Origin of the sequence: Xenophilus sp. Marseille-Q4582 (genome assembly GCF_916700565.1) — a bacterium.
Classification (GTDB): domain Bacteria; phylum Pseudomonadota; class Gammaproteobacteria; order Burkholderiales; family Burkholderiaceae_C; genus Xenophilus.
The window spans coordinates 173394-187643 of sequence record NZ_CAKAKO010000006.1 but is presented as its reverse complement, the minus strand read 5'-3'; the positions used below and the strand labels follow the sequence as shown (position 1 = coordinate 187643).

The following is a 14250-nucleotide window of genomic DNA, read 5'->3' as shown; positions in this document are numbered from 1 at the left end:
AAGGGCCGAATCAATAAGTTCCCCGACGGCATTGAGTATAGGATCGCCTACGACCCCACGGTCTTCGTGCGCGCCTCGCTCCAGTCCGTCGCCGTCACGCTGCTGGAGGCCATCTTCCTGGTGGTGATCGTGGTGGTGCTGTTCCTGCAATCCTGGCGCGCGTCGATCATCCCGCTGATCGCCGTGCCGGTCTCGCTGGTCGGCACGTTCGCGGTGATGCACATGTTCGGTTTCTCGCTGAACACACTGTCGCTGTTCGGACTGGTGCTGTCCATCGGCATCGTGGTGGATGACGCCATCGTGGTGGTGGAGAACGTGGAGCGCCACATAGCGCTGGGCGAATCACCCAAGGACGCGGCGCGCAAGGCGATGGATGAAGTGACTGGCCCGATCCTGGCCATCACCTCGGTGCTGGCAGCGGTCTTCATCCCCTCGGCGTTCCTGTCGGGGCTGCAGGGCGAGTTCTATCGCCAGTTCGCGCTAACCATCGCGTTCTCGACCATCCTGTCGGCGATCAACTCGCTTACGCTGTCGCCAGCGCTGGCCGCCATCCTGCTCAAGCCGCACCACGGCGCGGCCAAGCCCGATCGCGTCACGCGCATCATCGACGGCGTGTTCGGCGGCTTCTTCCGCCGCTTCAACCGCTTCTTCGACCGCGCCTCGAATTCCTACGTCGGGGGCGTGCGCCGCGCGGTGCGCGGCAGCGCCATCGTGCTGCTGCTCTACGTCGGCTTCCTGGGCCTGACCTGGCTGGGCTTCCACAAGGTGCCTGCGGGCTTCGTGCCCGCCCAGGACAAGTACTACCTCGTGGGCATCGCCCAGCTTCCGACCGGCGCCTCGCTGGATCGCACCGAGGCGGTCGTCAAGGAGATGACCAAGATCGCACTGGCTGAGCCGGGCGTCGAGAGCGTGGTGGCCTTCCCGGGCCTGTCGGTCAATGGACCGGTGAACCAGCCGAACACCGCGCTGATGTTCGCCATGCTCAAGCCCTTCGATGAGCGCAAGGACCCGTCGCTGTCGGCCTTCGCCATCCAGGGCAAGCTCATGGGCAAGTTCAGCCAGATCCCGGACGGCTTCGTCGGCATCTTCCCGCCGCCGCCGGTGCCGGGCCTGGGTTCTATGGGCGGCTTTAAGCTGCAGATCGAGGACCGGGCGGGCCTGGGTCCCGAGGCGCTTGCACAAGCACAGGGCCAGATCATGGGCAAGGCCATGCAGGCGCCCGAGCTGGCGAACATGCTCGCCAGCTTCCAGACCAATGCGCCGCAGTTGCAGGTGGACATCGACCGGGTGAAGGCCAAGTCGCAGGGCGTGTCGCTGACCGAGGTGTTCGACACCCTGCAGGTCAACCTTGGCTCGCTCTACGTCAACGACTTCAACCGCTTCGGTCGCACCTACCGGGTAATGGCCCAAGCCGATGCGCAGTTCCGCATGCAGGCTGAGGACATAGGCATGCTCAAGGTGCGCAATGCAGCGGGCGACATGATCCCGCTGAGCGCGTTCGCGACCATCGAGCGCAGTTCCGGCCCCGACCGGGTGATGCATTACAACGGCTTCCCCTCGGCGGACATCAGCGGCGGGCCAGCGCCGGGCTACTCATCCGGCCAGGCCACCGCCGCGATTGAGAAGATCGTGAGCGAATCGCTGCCTGACGGTATGACCTACGAATGGACGGACCTGACTTTCCAGGAAAAGCGAGTTGGCAATACTGCTATCTATATCTTCGCGCTGGCGGTGCTGCTCGCCTTCCTGTTCCTGGCGGCCCAGTACAACAGTTGGTCGCTGCCGTTCGCTGTGCTGCTGATTGCACCCATGGCGCTGCTCTCGGCGATCGCCGGCGTCTGGCTCTCTGGGGGGGACAACAACATCTTCACGCAGATCGGTTTCGTGGTGCTGATCGGCCTGGCCGCCAAGAACGCGATCCTGATCGTGGAGTTCGCCCGCGCGAAGGAAAGCGAAGGGGCCGATCCGCTGGCAGCCGTGCTCGAAGCCGCGCGCTTGCGGCTGCGCCCGATCCTGATGACGTCGTTCGCCTTCATCGCTGGCGTGGTGCCGCTGGTGCTGGCCAGCGGTGCGGGCGCCGAGATGCGCCACGCCATGGGCATCGCGGTGTTCGCCGGCATGCTGGGCGTGACGGTATTCGGCCTGGTGCTGACGCCGGTGTTCTACGTCGTGGTGCGCAAGCTGGCGCTGCGCCGCGAAGCGCGCCATGCCCGTGTCGGCATGACCGACCAGCACGCATGACGGCCAGGAGGACATACGACATGAAAACATCTTTCGCATTCACACGACCCGCCAGGACGCTGGCGCCGCTCGCCCTCGCGGCGGCGTTGACTGGCTGCTCCATGGCACCGAAGTATGACCGGCCCGCAGCGCCGATCGACACGGCTTATCCCTTGGGCGCGGCCTATGTGGAACCGGCGGCCGCGACGCCCGACGACGCGATCATGGCCGAGATCGGCTGGCGGGACTTCTTCCGCGACCCGCTGCTGCAGCAGTTGATCGGCATTTCACTGGAGAACAACCGCGACATGCGCAAGGCCGCGCTCAACGTGGAGGCGGCTCAGGCGCTGTACCGTATCCAGCGTGCCGAGATGCTGCCGAACCTGGGCGTTTCCGCCCGCGGCGCGTCAGAGCGCGTACCGGCCGACCTCAGCACCACGGGGCAAAGCGACGTGCTCCGGCGCTACGACGTGGCCGGGGTGACGGCCGCCTGGGAACTGGACCTGTGGGGCCGCATCCGCAGCCTCAGCGACCGGGCGCTGGCGTCCTACCTGGCCCTCGACGAGACCCGCATCGCCACGCAGATGAGCCTGGTGTCCGAGGTGGCCAGCGCCTACCTCACGCTGCGTGCCGACCAGGAACTGCTGCGCCTGACGAGCGACACCCTCGCCACGCAGAAGCGCTCCTACGGGCTGACCACCCAACTGGTGGAAGCGGGCAACTCCACGCAGCTCGACCTGCGCCGCGCAGAGATCGCGTTGCGCACCGCCGAGGCCAACCATGCCGCCTACACACGGCAGGCGGCCAAGGACCGCAACGCGCTGGTGCTGCTGTTGGGCCAGCCGCTGACGCCGGAGCTGTCCCGGCAGCTTGACGAGGCCATGGCGCTGCCGGACGACATCGTGCCGACCGGCCTGCCGAGCGGCCTGCCGTCCGAACTGCTCGCGCGCCGGCCGGACATCCGCGCCGCCGAGCAGATGCTGATCGGCGCCAACGCCAACATCGGCGCGGCGCGGGCCGCGTTCTTCCCGACGATCAGCCTTACGGGCTCGGCGGGCACGGCCAGCGCTTCGCTGGACGGCCTGTTCGATTCGGGCTCGCGGGCCTGGAGCTTCCTGCCGCAGATCACGCTGCCCATCTTCCGCGGCGGCGCGCTGCGCGCCAACCTGGACGTGGCGCACGTACAGAAGCGCATCGAGATCGCCAACTACGAGAAGTCCATCCAGGCGGCCTTCGCCGAGGTGGCCGACGGCCTGGCGGGCAAGCGCACGCTCGATGAGCAGATCCGCGCGGAGCAGCTCCTGGTGGCGGCCAGCCAGAAGGCCTACGAGCTGGCCGAGCAGCGCTTCCAGGAGGGCGTGGACGACAACCTCACTGTACTCGACGCGCAGCGCACGCATTACGGCACGCAGCAGACCCTGGTGCGCACGCGCCTGACGCGGCTGAACAACCTCATCCATCTGTACAAGGCGCTGGGCGGCGGCTGGACTGAGCACACGGTGCAATCGGGCGCCACGGCGCAGCAGTCCGCCCGGTCGCCGGGATGAGGGCCGGCGCGCAGCGGTGGCGTCCCCCATCGCTGCGCGCGGAGAGCTGGATGAGGATTGGTGAACTCGCGCGCTTGACCGGCACGCCCCCTGAGAACATCAGGTTCTACGAACGGGAGGGCCTGCTGCCCGCTCCCGAGCGGTCCCGCAACAACTACCGGCGCTATGGCCCGGCCCATGTCGAGCGGCTTTACCTGATTCGCAACTACCGCGCGTCGGGCATCGGCCTGGATGACATGCGCAACTTGCTGGGCTGGACGCATCGCGAGTCCCCGGAACCCGAGCTGCTGACGCAGGCTGTCCGGGACCATCTCGCCTATGTCGAGGAACGCATGGCGCAACTGACCCGGGTGAAAGAGCACCTGCTCGCATTGGAACGGCAGGCTGTTCCTTCTGCCGCTCGGGAGATTTGCGAGGAGCGACCAGGTTGCGGCGGTTCATGAGCATCGCATGGCCGAATCATGGTCGGATAACTGAACATATATTCATGCGTGTAATATTTCCGGCCAGACAAACGAACAAGAAAGACCGCCCATGACCGACCAGAGCATCACGCGCCGAAACATCGGCGTTCTCACCGCCGCGCAGGCGCTCGGTGGCGCCAGCGCGCCCATCGTGATGTCGCTGGGCGGGCTGGTCGGCCAGCAGCTTGCCAAGGACTCGGCCTGGATCACCTTGCCCGTGAGCCTGTTCGGCCTGGGTCTTGCCATCGGCACCTTGCCTGCGGCGTTCATCATGCGGCGCCATGGCCGCCGCAACGGATACGTGGTCGGGGTCGGCTTCGGCGTGGCCTCGGGCCTGATCGCCGCGCTGGGCATCATGCTGGCCTCGTTCTGGATCTTCTGCGCCGGCACCTTCCTGGCGGGCTTCTACGGCGCGTATGTGCAGAGCTACCGCTTCGCAGCCGCCGACACCGCCGAGGACGCGCTCAAGGCCAAGGCGATTTCCTGGGTGATGGTGGGGGGTCTCGCGGGTGCCATCATCGGGCCGCAGTTGGTGATCTTCACGCGCGACGCGGTAGCGGGCACGCCCTACGTCGGCAGCTTCCTCAGCCAGGCGCTGCTGCCGCTGATCGCCCTGCCGATCTTGCTGATGCTGCGCACGCCGCGCCAGACCCCGGCCGAAGCCGCCGCCGACAGCGGCCGCACGGTGCTGCAGCTCCTGGCGATGCCGCGCTACGCGCTGGCCGTGGCCGCGGGCGTGGTGTCCTATGGGGTGATGGCGTTCGTGATGACCGCCGCGCCGGTGGCGATGGTCAACCACGGGCATTCGGTGGACAACGCCGCCCTGGGCATCCAGTGGCACCTGCTGGCGATGTTCGGGCCGAGCTTCTTCACTGGGCGGCTGATGGTGCGCTACGGCAAGGAGCGCGTGACCGCCGTGGGCATGGTGCTGCTCGCCGCCTCCGGGGTGGTGGCCCTGGGCGGGCTCGGCCTGTCCCACTTCTGGGGCTCGCTGGCGCTGCTGGGCATCGGCTGGAACTTCAGCTTCATCGGCGCGACGGCGGTGGTCACCGATTGCCACACCCCGGCCGAGCGCAGCAAGGCGCAGGGCATGAACGACTTCTTCGTCTTCGCCGCCACGGCGGCCGTGTCGTTCCTCGCGGGCTCGATCCTGCATAGCTCGGGCTGGCAAGCGGTCAACTGGATGATCTTCCCGGCCTTGGCGCTGATCTTGGTGCCGCTGCTGTGGCAGGGGCGGTACGGTTGCAACTGACTTGACTTGGGGCATTGATCGAGGACTGGAAGCCGATAAGTGGCCCGTTCCGGCACTACACGACTTGTCTCCACTGCTGAAACTTCGGAAAGCTACTTTGCCGTTCCACCTTTATTGATGGTCAAAGAGTTGTATGGACAGATGAATTTAGTTAGTTAGTTAGTTAGTTAGATTTATCAAGAAGCAGTTTAACCACGGCTTTGGCTTTGCGAGCAGCGTGCAGATCTCCAAGAACGTGAGCCTGAATAATCGCCCCTTCAAGCAACATAGCAATTGTTTCAGAGATTTGAACTATCGATTCTCTGGACGTTATGACAAGTGAAGTGTGGTGTGTGATCCATCGCAGCATAGCCTCTTTGTTTCGGGCGCAAAGCTTATGTATATCATGATCCGGATTGCTGAATTCGGCGCTGACATTAATGAAATAACAACCCAAGAAAAGTGGCTTGGATTGATCGAGACCCTGAAACAGATCGTCAAAAGCATCAAGCATGGCATACAAGGCGTCCCTACCTGGCGTCGCTTCGTGCAAACGCAAATCGAGCCAAGAGAAATACTGCTGATCACAATATTCGACGGTCGCAGCAATTAGATCTTCCTTGCTGGAGAAATGGTTATATAGCGTTTTCTTGGCAATGCCGGACTCTTCAAGTACCCGATTGATGCCAACAGCATGAATGCCGTACTTATAAAAAAGGTTAAAGGCAGTTGCGACTAACTGTTCTTTTTTGTCCATGATGTTATTCATCGTTGTGAGGATTCATACGCGACATGTTGACACAAGGAGACAGGGTTGTCTACAATCCCTCAAGGAGACCGATCTGTCTCTTTCTTTGCAATTTCCTTGAGGCTTCTTTTATGAACACGACAACAGCGGCTTCCGCACAACAGCCCTCCGTCATCTATGATCTAGTCACGATAGGTTCCGGTTCGGCGGCTAGAGCCGCAGCGAACGAAGCACGTAGGCTCGACAAAACAGTCGCCATGATCGAACAGGGGTTGGCAGGAGGGACCTGTCTCAATGTAGGATGCGTTCCTTCAAAGACGTTGCTTGCGGCGGCTTCTGCTCGCATGTCTGCTGCGCATGGGAAGTTCCCAGGTATAGCGACCTCGGCCGGGCCTGTCGACTTGTCTTTGCTTGTCAGAGATAAAGATCAAATGATCGGGCACTTCCGGCAGTCTTTCCATGTACAAGCACCCAAGGATGCAGGTATTGCGGTATTTCGCGGCAAGGCGACCTTTGTAGCGTCAGATGAGCCAGATATCGTAGCGCTCGTCGTCGCGGACTCAGACGGAAACACAAACCTGGTGTACGCCAAGCAGGTACTGATCGCCAGTGGGGCAGCGCCATTCATTCCTTCCATTCCTGGCCTCAGTGAGGTGGACTTTCTCACTTCCGGCTCGGCCATGTCCCTTGAGCAGGTGCCTGAGTCCATGCTGGTCGTCGGCGGCAATGCGATCGGTCTGGAGCAAGGTCAATTGTTCGCTCGACTGGGCAGCAAGGTTGAAGTGGTCGAGATAGCTCCTCGAATTGCACCGTTCGAGGATCCCGCGATTTCTGCGGCACTGGAGCAGGCGCTGTCAGCGGAGGGCATCATGTTCCATACTGGCGCCAATCTGACAAACGTCGTACCACACGAGAGCGGGGTGCTTGCAACTGTCGTCGCCGAAGGACGTACTCAGCAAATTTTCGCCCATAAGATTCTCATAGCGACGGGGCGCCGTCCGGCAACTGAAGGACTCAACTTGGATGCTGTCAATGTGTCCAGGGGCGATCGAGGCGAAATAATTGTGGACGAACATCTGCGAACCTCAAATCCTCGCATCTGGGCAGCGGGCGATGTCACTGGTATGGCTCAATTAGTGTATGTCGCTAGTGCGCAGGGGACCGTGGCCGCGAGCAATGCTCTGGGCAACGAGCCTCGGTCCCTAGACTACACCGCCTTGCCCCGCGTCATTTTCACGTCGCCCGAGATGGCTGCTGTCGGCATGACTCCTATGCAGGCTGAGGCGGCCCAAATTGCCTATGATGTTCGTGAAATTCCGGTTTCCTTTGTTCTACGTGCTATTGTAAGTCGTCACGACAAAGGGATAATCAAGATGATATCCGAGCGTGAGACAGGAAGGATTCTGGGTATTCATATGGTAGGCGAATCTGCTGGAGAGGTTATTGCAGCTGCAACCTATATTATCTCCGCAGGACTTACGGTTGACCAACTTGCAAAACAGTGGTCTCCGTACTTCACTATGGCGGAGTCGCTTAAAAACGTAGCAAGCAGTGCGCCAACTTTGGAAGATTCGGCTAATGGCTAAATCTTATTATTACTATGCGCTTAAATTTCAAGGGATCGTTTCAGGGTAAAGTTTCCTGATGTGAGCATGTTTGAGTTTTTTGCTATGGCGGGATCGCTCAATGGGCTTCCCGCCTTTTTTGTGGTGAATCATTAAAGAATTTGCCGATCTTGAATATATGCATAAAAACTCAGGGGGTGCCGTTCAGTCTGTTGACGAGAAAGATAGGATTCTTTTACTGAGAAATTCCCGTCAGAACTTCAATTTATCTTCTCTAAATTTGAAAGGTTGTCAGGCAATTCATGCGCGATGAGTAGACACGCTGGCCTGCTTCAGTGCCCCCGAGTACTGCGACCAGAAGGAAAGGGGTTATTCGTTTCATAGTTCGATTTCCTGCTGTGGGCTACTGCTTCGCAGCCGCCGTCACCGCCGAGGACGCGCTTAACAGGCCGTTGAAAAAATGCTCATCGAACGCGCCAGGGTCGTGGATTTCGAAGAAACGGATCGCCCAAACTGGCCTGCGCAGCGATTGGAGCGGCCATTTCGGCCTGTTTGCAGGCCGTTTTGCCCGTTCCGGGCGCACGTATCCCATGGTTCACGCATGATGCGCGTCCCACCAGCCGCCCAGACTGCCCATGCGCACCAGGTTGTAGGTGGCAAAGCACAGCAGCGCCTGGCCCGCGAGCTTGGCCTGACCGATCAATTTGGTCTTGGCCAGACCACCCACTGTCTTGATCCAGCCAAAGGCCTCCTCGATGCGCTTGCGCACTTTGAGGCTGGTCTTGTAGCCCTCGTGGCGCCGGATGCGGCCATCGACCGCCGAGTGCTTGTCCTTGGCCGCCACGTGTGGCGTGACTTTGAGCTTTAGGCAGCCCTTGATGAAGGCCTGGCTGTCGTAACCTTTGTCGGCCCCGACCGTGGCCCGCTTGTTCTTGTTTCCCCGGCGTTTGAGCAGCGCCAGCGCCGCCTCGCGCTCGGCGGTGCCACTGGCATGTGTGATCTCCACATCCACGATCAGCCCGTTGCGGTTCTCCATGAGGATGTGCCCCATGTGGCACAGGCGAGATTTGTCGCCCGCGCTCTTCTTGAACAGCCGGGCATCGGCATCGGTGGTGCTGGCGTGGGTGTCGTTGCAGCGCTCCTGCCCTTTGAAGTTCACCTCGGGGTTGCGTCCGGGTGGCGTGCCGCTGTCGTCGTCTTTGCGTTTGAAACTCTTGTGCGAGGCCCAGGCCTCAATCAGCGTGCCGTCCACGCTGAAGTGTTCGTCGCTGGCAAGCCGGCCCCACTGGGCGCTGAGCTTGACGCGCTCGAAGAAGGCGCGCGCCAGGTCTTCGTTGAAGAGGCGTTCGCGGTTGGCGCTGAAGGTGGAGTGGTCCCAGACCTTGTCTTCAATGTTCAGGCCCACGAACCAGCGGTACAGCAGGTTGTAGTTGACCGCCTCGACCAGCTGGCGTTCGCTGCGGATGGAGAACAGGATTTGCAGCAGCAAGGCCTTGAGCAGCATCTCCGGCGGCACCGAGGGGCGGCCACGGCGGGCGTACACCGCTTCGAACTCGCTGTTCATGCTCGACAGCAGCGCATCCACCACGGCGCGCAACTTGCGCAGCGGGTGTGCCGCTGGCACTCTTTCTTCAAGGCTGATGTAGCTAAACATCGCCCCCTGGAAGTCTTGGTTGCCTCTCATCTTTCTTGTCGCAGTTGTTCCGGGATGGCTTCAGATCGTAGCGGCCGACGCGGACGCTCGCAGGGGATTTTTCAACGGCCTGTTAAGGCCAAGGCCATTTCCTGGGTCATGGTGGGCGGTCTCGCGGGCGCCATCATCGGGCCGCAGTTGGTGATCTTCACGCGCGATGCGGTAGCGGGCACGCCCTACGTTGGCAGCTTCCTCAGCCAGGCGCTGCTGCCGCTGATCGCCTTGCCGATCCTGCTGATGCTGCGCACGCCGAGCCAGACCCAGGCCGAAGCAGTCGCCGATAGCGGTCGGACGGTGCTGCAGCTCTTGGCGATGCCGCGCTATCTGCTGGCCGTGGCTGCGGGCGTGGTGTCCTATGGGGTGATGGCGTTCGTGATGACGGCCGCGCCGGTGGCGATGGTCAACCACGGGCATTCGGTGGACAACGCCGCCCTAGGAATACAGTGGCACCTGCTGGCGATGTTCGGGCCGAGCTTTTTCACAGGACGACTGATGGTGCGCTACGGCAAGGAGCGCGTGACCGCCGTCGGCATGGTGCTGCTCGCCGCCTCCGGGGTGGTGGCCCTGGGCGGGCTCGGCCTGTCCCACTTCTGGGGCTCGCTGGCGCTGCTGGGCATCGGCTGGAACTTCAGCTTCATCGGCGCGACGGCGATGGTCACCGATTGCCACACCCCGGCCGAGCGCAGCAAGGCGCAGGGCATGAACGATTTCTTCGTCTTCGCCGCCACGGCGGCCGTGTCGTTCCTCGCGGGATCGATCCTGCACAGCTCGGGCTGGCAGGCGGTCAACTGGATGATCTTCCCGGCCCTGGCGCTGATCCTGGTGCCGCTGCTGTGGCAGGCCGCGCGAAAGCCGGCGCTGCCAGCTCCGGTCTGATCGGAGCGGTGCAAGAGGCGCTCCGCGCAGTGGGTCGCCTCGGCCGCTACAGCACCTGCTTCCACTGGCGCAGCCTCGACAGCGCGTCGTCGTAGGCGGTGGAGGTGAAGAACTGGATCTTGCGCCCGAGGGTCTTCATCGGGCTCAACGCGGGATCGAAAAGCGAGGCGTTCGAATGGTGCGCCACGCAGTCGAGCACCCGGTCCTGTCCCTCCGTGAGCATGGCTTCCAGCTCGCGAAGGTCTCTGCCCGCGAAACGGCGCTGGAAGCCGGCAGAAAGACGCTCGGCCCGCTGCGCCATCGCACTCGGCGAGTAAAAGGACGCCGAAGGTCCAGGCGTCCGATCATGCGCGAACTGCAGGATCATCGTGTTCCAGACGATGACGTCCACCAGGACCATCGCAGCGTTGGTATGCAGGCGCGGCTCCTGCCAGATCATGGCCGTGTGCCGGTAGTGGCTGGCGGGAATGGTGGCAGCTTCTACCCCGAGCTTTCGGTGGCTGGCGCGAACCTTGTCAAGGAGTTCCTGCTTCGTGGTTGGTAGTTTCATTCGGGATTTCTATTTCATCGAGACAAGGCTCGATAACCGGCGTGTCAGATATTCATCAAGTCACCAGCGCAATTACCTTGGATTGAGGAAAAGCGCTTGCCTCACCGCTGCGCTGGCGGCGCCGAGGGCTTGTGCATGATGAAGCGGGACATGTCGGTGATTTCCTGTTTGCGGATTTACGTTACTGCTGAAGCTGCTTCTGCATGGTGTTGTGGTTGTAGTAGTCGCTGGCATAGACAATCTTTCCGTTCGAAACACGGAAGAAGCTCGCGCCGAAATAACTGATGGTCGAACTGGAGGGCGACGTCCCGCCATTGCTGTTCTTGGTGGCGGTGAATTCCCACTCGATCGCCACACCATCGCCGGAGGCAACCGGCTGCGAACGGATTTTCATTTTTCGGTCGGGCAGGATTTTCATCAGAAACTGCGAGACTTCGGTAATGGCTTGAGGCCCAGTGCGGGACGCTTCATTGCTGGTATTGAAATAGACGACGTTGGAATCGAGCACTTTTTCCATCGCGTCGGTTCGCCCGCCATTCCAGGCGTCAAGGTATTGCCGGACCACCTTCACGTTCTCTGGCTCATCTGCCGCCTGCGACGTGACGCTATAGGCGAGTGAAGCCAGCCCGAGGAATATCGCTCCCAAAGCCTGCACCGGACGGCAGCGCAAGCCGTCTGAAGAACGAAGGGGCCTGAATGACAGGGCGTGCTGCATGTTGTTCATGGTCGAAATACTCCAAAAGGTGTTGAAAAAAATCCCGCTCGCACGGGCGTGGTGGAAAATCGCATGTCGCGCGCAACGAAGCACAGGCCGTCGGCAATTGCTCTTTTGTCAAATACATAGAATCATCCTATGTATAAGGCCTGAGTTGCTACAATCGAGGTCCGATGGGCTCCCGTCTCTACGTCATTTGAGAACCGCGATGAATAACCGCTTCACACTCCCACAGGCGCCGCGGCGTTCGCTCGTCGATTCGACGATTGAGCTGATCCGCGGCCAGATCGAGGGAGGCGCCTGGAAGGTCGGCGAGCGCATCCCCAGGGAGCAGGAACTGGCCGAGATGCTGGAGGTTGGCCGCAACACGGTGCGGGAAGCCATTCGCGTGCTCTCGCACGGCCAGGTCCTGGAAGTCCGCCAGGGTGATGGCACCTACGTGCGAACCAATATCGATCCGGCCGAGGTCATGCGCCGTGTCGGGCGTTCCGGCTTGCGAGAGCACTTCGCGTTGCGCTGCATGCTGGAAACCGAGGCGGCCAGGTTGGCCGCGGTGCATCGGTCCAAGGCGGACGTTGGGCTGCTGCGCCGACTGTTGAAGGCCCGCGGCGAGCAGGAGCAACACGCATCGAGCGCGGCCTTTGCCGAGGCCGATACGGCTTTCCACTGCGCGATCGCCGGGATGTGCGGCAACGGCGCGCTGGCTGAGCTGTACCGCTACTTCGCGAACTCGGTCCGCATGAACACGCTGACTGCGCTGAAGGACAAGGAACTGCCCGAGCCGGGTCTCGCGACCCATGAGGCGATCGTGGATGCTATCGAGCGCCAGGATGGAGAAGCAGCTGCGGCGGCTGTGCGGAACGTGGTCGCTCCGCTGATTGCGGCACTTGAGAAATCGGGTTGATCCGAGCGCGACTCCCGCGCTGGCAATGCCGCTTTCCATCGAGCAGCCGGTCGCCGGCCCCGTTGATCGGAACGCGGGTTGTTTCCCGGAGAGCACGCGGTAGCCGGTCCTCATGGATAGGCCCTTGGTGCGCTACAGCGACCGGACGGTGCTGTTCATATCGAATCTTCGACGCGACCACCCGCCAGGACATACCGGGCCAGCGCCTCGGCATCGGCGTGGGTGGCCCGGGTGGACTGCGGTGTACCGAAAGCCTGGACGAGCTTTGGCAGCATGGCCTCCAACTGGGCTCGCTTATCCGAATCCGGTTCGACGTGGATGAGCGCGAGCAATGTGCCGCCAAGCGTCTCCTTGTGAGTCTTCAGCCAGACGCCGCGCTGAGCGCGATCGTCGAGAGTCTCTTCTGGCCCTCCCGCGACGTAGATAAGCACGAAGGGCTTTCCGCAGGCGACGAGTTCATCCATTTCCGCGCACCAGGCGCTGCTGTATCCGTTGTAGATGCTTGCGCCGTCGAAGCGGACGATGGGGAAATCGCTGGTGTCGTGAACTTTCGGTTGCTGGGACATGATCCTGGACTCTCGCTATTAACGTCCTAACATCCTACCTTTGTTGAGAATTACTTGCAACTGAAATGGGCATGGGCACACCGCCGTGCAGCGCCAAGTGACGGGCGAAATAAGGGCTTGACCTTCCAACAATGGGAGGCCCTACAGTGAACCCATCAACCTCATTCAAGGAGTTTTTTCATGAAGGTCAACAAGTTCAGCCTCTTGTTCATTGCGGGCGCCGTCGTGGTCGCCGCCGGCCTGATGGCCGTCCAGAAGAAGGTGGTCGTCCCGTCGGGTGAAGCGATGCAGGCCAGTGCGGGCGGAGGTCACCAAGGGCACGCGATGCCCTCCAGCGCCTCGGCCAATGACAGTCCTTCCACGACCGCGTATCGCGCCGTGAACGACCAGATGCACGCCGGGATGGGAGCGCAGTTCACTGGCAACGCCGACGTCGATTTCATGCGTGGCATGATCCCGCACCACCAGGGCGCGATCGACATGGCCAAGGTGGCGCTGCAGTACGGCAAGGACCCGGAGGTTCACAAGCTGGCCCAGGAGGTCATCACCGTGCAGGAAGGCGAGATCGCCATGATGAACAAGTGGCTGGGCGACAACGGCCAGCAGGCGGCGGCCGGCAGCTCGGGCGATGCCTCGACGGCCGCCTACCGTGCCGGCAACGACCGCATGCATGCGGACATGATGATCGACTTCAGCGGCGACGCCGATGTGGACTTCATGCGCGGCATGATCCCGCACCACCAGGGTGCGATCGACATGGCCAAGGTGGCGCTGCAGTACGGCAAGAACCCGGAGGTCCGCAAGTTGGCTCAGGAGGTCATCTCCGCGCAGGAAGGCGAGATCGCCATGATGAAGAGTTGGCTTGTCGCTCGGGGCAAGTGAAGGCACGACCATGAACCAAGCCAACACCCCGCGCATCCTCATCTATAGCACTCCAACTTGCCCGGACTGCCGGGCACTAAAGGAGTGGTTGTCCCAGCAGGGCATCGCGTTTGAAGAGCGCGACCTGACCGACCCGAAGATTTCCGCGGAGGCCAAGTCACGAACCGGCGTGCGCGTGGCCCCGATCACGATCGTCGGCGACGAGGTCTTCTATGGCACCTTCGCGAGCCAGAAGCCGAGGCTGATGAAGGCGCTCGGTCTTCAGTGAGCCGCTGAAGGAAGACCGTGG

General features: G+C 61.9%; 13 protein-coding genes and 2 pseudogenes. 9 read left to right on the top strand and 6 right to left on the bottom strand.

All coding sequences use genetic code 11. From position 1 onward, the window contains the following. Positions 1-18: 18 nt before the first annotated feature. From LG388_RS20995 to LG388_RS20980, 4 genes and pseudogenes are all read left to right on the top strand, one after another. Positions 19-2241 (top strand): annotated as a pseudogene (locus LG388_RS20995) (efflux RND transporter permease subunit); the annotation flags it as partial. A gap of 20 nt (positions 2242-2261) precedes the next feature. Continuing rightward, positions 2262-3767, top strand: coding sequence for an efflux transporter outer membrane subunit (locus tag LG388_RS20990; protein ID WP_225784557.1), 1506 nt, complete (start codon positions 2262-2264; stop codon positions 3765-3767). 50 nt (positions 3768-3817) lie between these two features. After that, a complete protein-coding gene (locus LG388_RS20985; RefSeq protein WP_019396549.1) occupies positions 3818-4210 on the top strand; it encodes a MerR family transcriptional regulator in 393 nt (130 codons plus the stop codon). A 91-nt stretch (positions 4211-4301) separates the two neighbouring features. Then, entirely contained in the window at positions 4302-5483 is a 1182-nt protein-coding gene (locus LG388_RS20980; RefSeq protein WP_225784556.1) for an MFS transporter, read from the top strand. 163 nt (positions 5484-5646) lie between these two features. Here LG388_RS20980 and LG388_RS20975 read toward each other — a convergent pair whose 3' ends face one another. Further along, positions 5647-6219, bottom strand: a complete 573-nt coding sequence (locus LG388_RS20975; protein WP_017638772.1) for a TetR/AcrR family transcriptional regulator — start codon at positions 6217-6219, stop codon at positions 5647-5649. Between the two features lie 35 nt (positions 6220-6254). Between LG388_RS20975 and merA the strand changes: the two genes are divergently transcribed. Next, positions 6255-7796: a mercury(II) reductase gene (gene merA / locus LG388_RS20970; protein WP_223656231.1), complete on the top strand. Its 1542-nt coding sequence runs from the start codon at positions 6255-6257 to the stop codon at positions 7794-7796. A 382-nt stretch (positions 7797-8178) separates the two neighbouring features. Here the strand turns inward: merA and LG388_RS20965 are convergent, their stop codons facing one another. Continuing rightward, a complete protein-coding gene (locus tag LG388_RS20965) occupies positions 8179-8367 on the bottom strand; it encodes a hypothetical protein (protein ID WP_225784555.1) in 189 nt (62 codons plus the stop codon). A 3-nt stretch (positions 8368-8370) separates the two neighbouring features. After that, positions 8371-9459 (bottom strand): IS5 family transposase, encoded by a 1089-nt coding sequence (locus LG388_RS20960; RefSeq protein ID WP_225784554.1) that lies wholly within the window; start codon positions 9457-9459, stop codon positions 8371-8373. 81 nt (positions 9460-9540) lie between these two features. Between LG388_RS20960 and LG388_RS20955 the strand changes: the two are divergent. Next, positions 9541-10344 (top strand): annotated as a pseudogene (locus LG388_RS20955) (MFS transporter); the annotation flags it as partial. A 46-nt stretch (positions 10345-10390) separates the two neighbouring features. Here LG388_RS20955 and LG388_RS20950 read toward each other — a convergent pair. After that, entirely contained in the window at positions 10391-10894 is a 504-nt protein-coding gene (locus tag LG388_RS20950) for a ClbS/DfsB family four-helix bundle protein (RefSeq protein WP_003821138.1), read from the bottom strand. Between the two features lie 181 nt (positions 10895-11075). Continuing rightward, positions 11076-11618 (bottom strand): nuclear transport factor 2 family protein, encoded by a 543-nt coding sequence (locus LG388_RS20945; protein ID WP_015912832.1) that lies wholly within the window; start codon positions 11616-11618, stop codon positions 11076-11078. Positions 11619-11817: 199 nt separating this feature from the next. On the opposite strand from LG388_RS20945, the gene LG388_RS20940 reads away from it, so the two are divergent. Continuing rightward, positions 11818-12513 (top strand): FadR/GntR family transcriptional regulator, encoded by a 696-nt coding sequence (locus LG388_RS20940; protein ID WP_003821135.1) that lies wholly within the window; start codon positions 11818-11820, stop codon positions 12511-12513. 155 nt (positions 12514-12668) lie between these two features. Here LG388_RS20940 and LG388_RS20935 read toward each other — a convergent pair whose 3' ends face one another. Further along, on the bottom strand, positions 12669-13079 hold the full coding sequence (locus LG388_RS20935) for a hypothetical protein (protein WP_012614065.1): 411 nt from the start codon (positions 13077-13079) through the stop codon (positions 12669-12671). Between the two features lie 180 nt (positions 13080-13259). Here LG388_RS20935 and LG388_RS20930 point away from each other — a divergent pair, with 180 nt between their 5' ends. Beyond that, positions 13260-13961: a DUF305 domain-containing protein gene (locus tag LG388_RS20930; protein ID WP_003821133.1), complete on the top strand. Its 702-nt coding sequence runs from the start codon at positions 13260-13262 to the stop codon at positions 13959-13961. A 10-nt stretch (positions 13962-13971) separates the two neighbouring features. Then, a complete protein-coding gene (locus tag LG388_RS20925) occupies positions 13972-14229 on the top strand; it encodes a glutaredoxin family protein (RefSeq protein WP_003821132.1) in 258 nt (85 codons plus the stop codon). Positions 14230-14250: the final 21 nt, after the last annotated feature.

Bases quoted from the DNA above. Each gene is read 5' to 3' on its own strand.
- LG388_RS20950 (WP_003821138.1), bottom strand. From the start codon at position 10,894: ATGAAACTACCAACCACGAAGCAGGAACTCCTTGACAAGGTTCGCGCC.
- LG388_RS20940 (WP_003821135.1), top strand. From the start codon at position 11,818: ATGAATAACCGCTTCACACTCCCACAGGCGCCGCGGCGTTCGCTCGTC.
- LG388_RS20945 (WP_015912832.1), bottom strand. From the start codon at position 11,618: ATGAACAACATGCAGCACGCCCTGTCATTCAGGCCCCTTCGTTCTTCA.
- LG388_RS20960 (WP_225784554.1), bottom strand. From the start codon at position 9,459: ATGAGAGGCAACCAAGACTTCCAGGGGGCGATGTTTAGCTACATCAGC.
- LG388_RS20925 (WP_003821132.1), top strand. From the start codon at position 13,972: ATGAACCAAGCCAACACCCCGCGCATCCTCATCTATAGCACTCCAACT.
- merA (WP_223656231.1), top strand. From the start codon at position 6,255: ATGTTGACACAAGGAGACAGGGTTGTCTACAATCCCTCAAGGAGACCG.
- LG388_RS20975 (WP_017638772.1), bottom strand. From the start codon at position 6,219: ATGGACAAAAAAGAACAGTTAGTCGCAACTGCCTTTAACCTTTTTTAT.
- LG388_RS20990 (WP_225784557.1), top strand. From the start codon at position 2,262: ATGAAAACATCTTTCGCATTCACACGACCCGCCAGGACGCTGGCGCCG.
- LG388_RS20930 (WP_003821133.1), top strand. From the start codon at position 13,260: ATGAAGGTCAACAAGTTCAGCCTCTTGTTCATTGCGGGCGCCGTCGTG.
- LG388_RS20935 (WP_012614065.1), bottom strand. From the start codon at position 13,079: ATGTCCCAGCAACCGAAAGTTCACGACACCAGCGATTTCCCCATCGTC.
- LG388_RS20980 (WP_225784556.1), top strand. From the start codon at position 4,302: ATGACCGACCAGAGCATCACGCGCCGAAACATCGGCGTTCTCACCGCC.
- LG388_RS20965 (WP_225784555.1), bottom strand. From the start codon at position 8,367: ATGGGATACGTGCGCCCGGAACGGGCAAAACGGCCTGCAAACAGGCCG.
- LG388_RS20985 (WP_019396549.1), top strand. From the start codon at position 3,818: ATGAGGATTGGTGAACTCGCGCGCTTGACCGGCACGCCCCCTGAGAAC.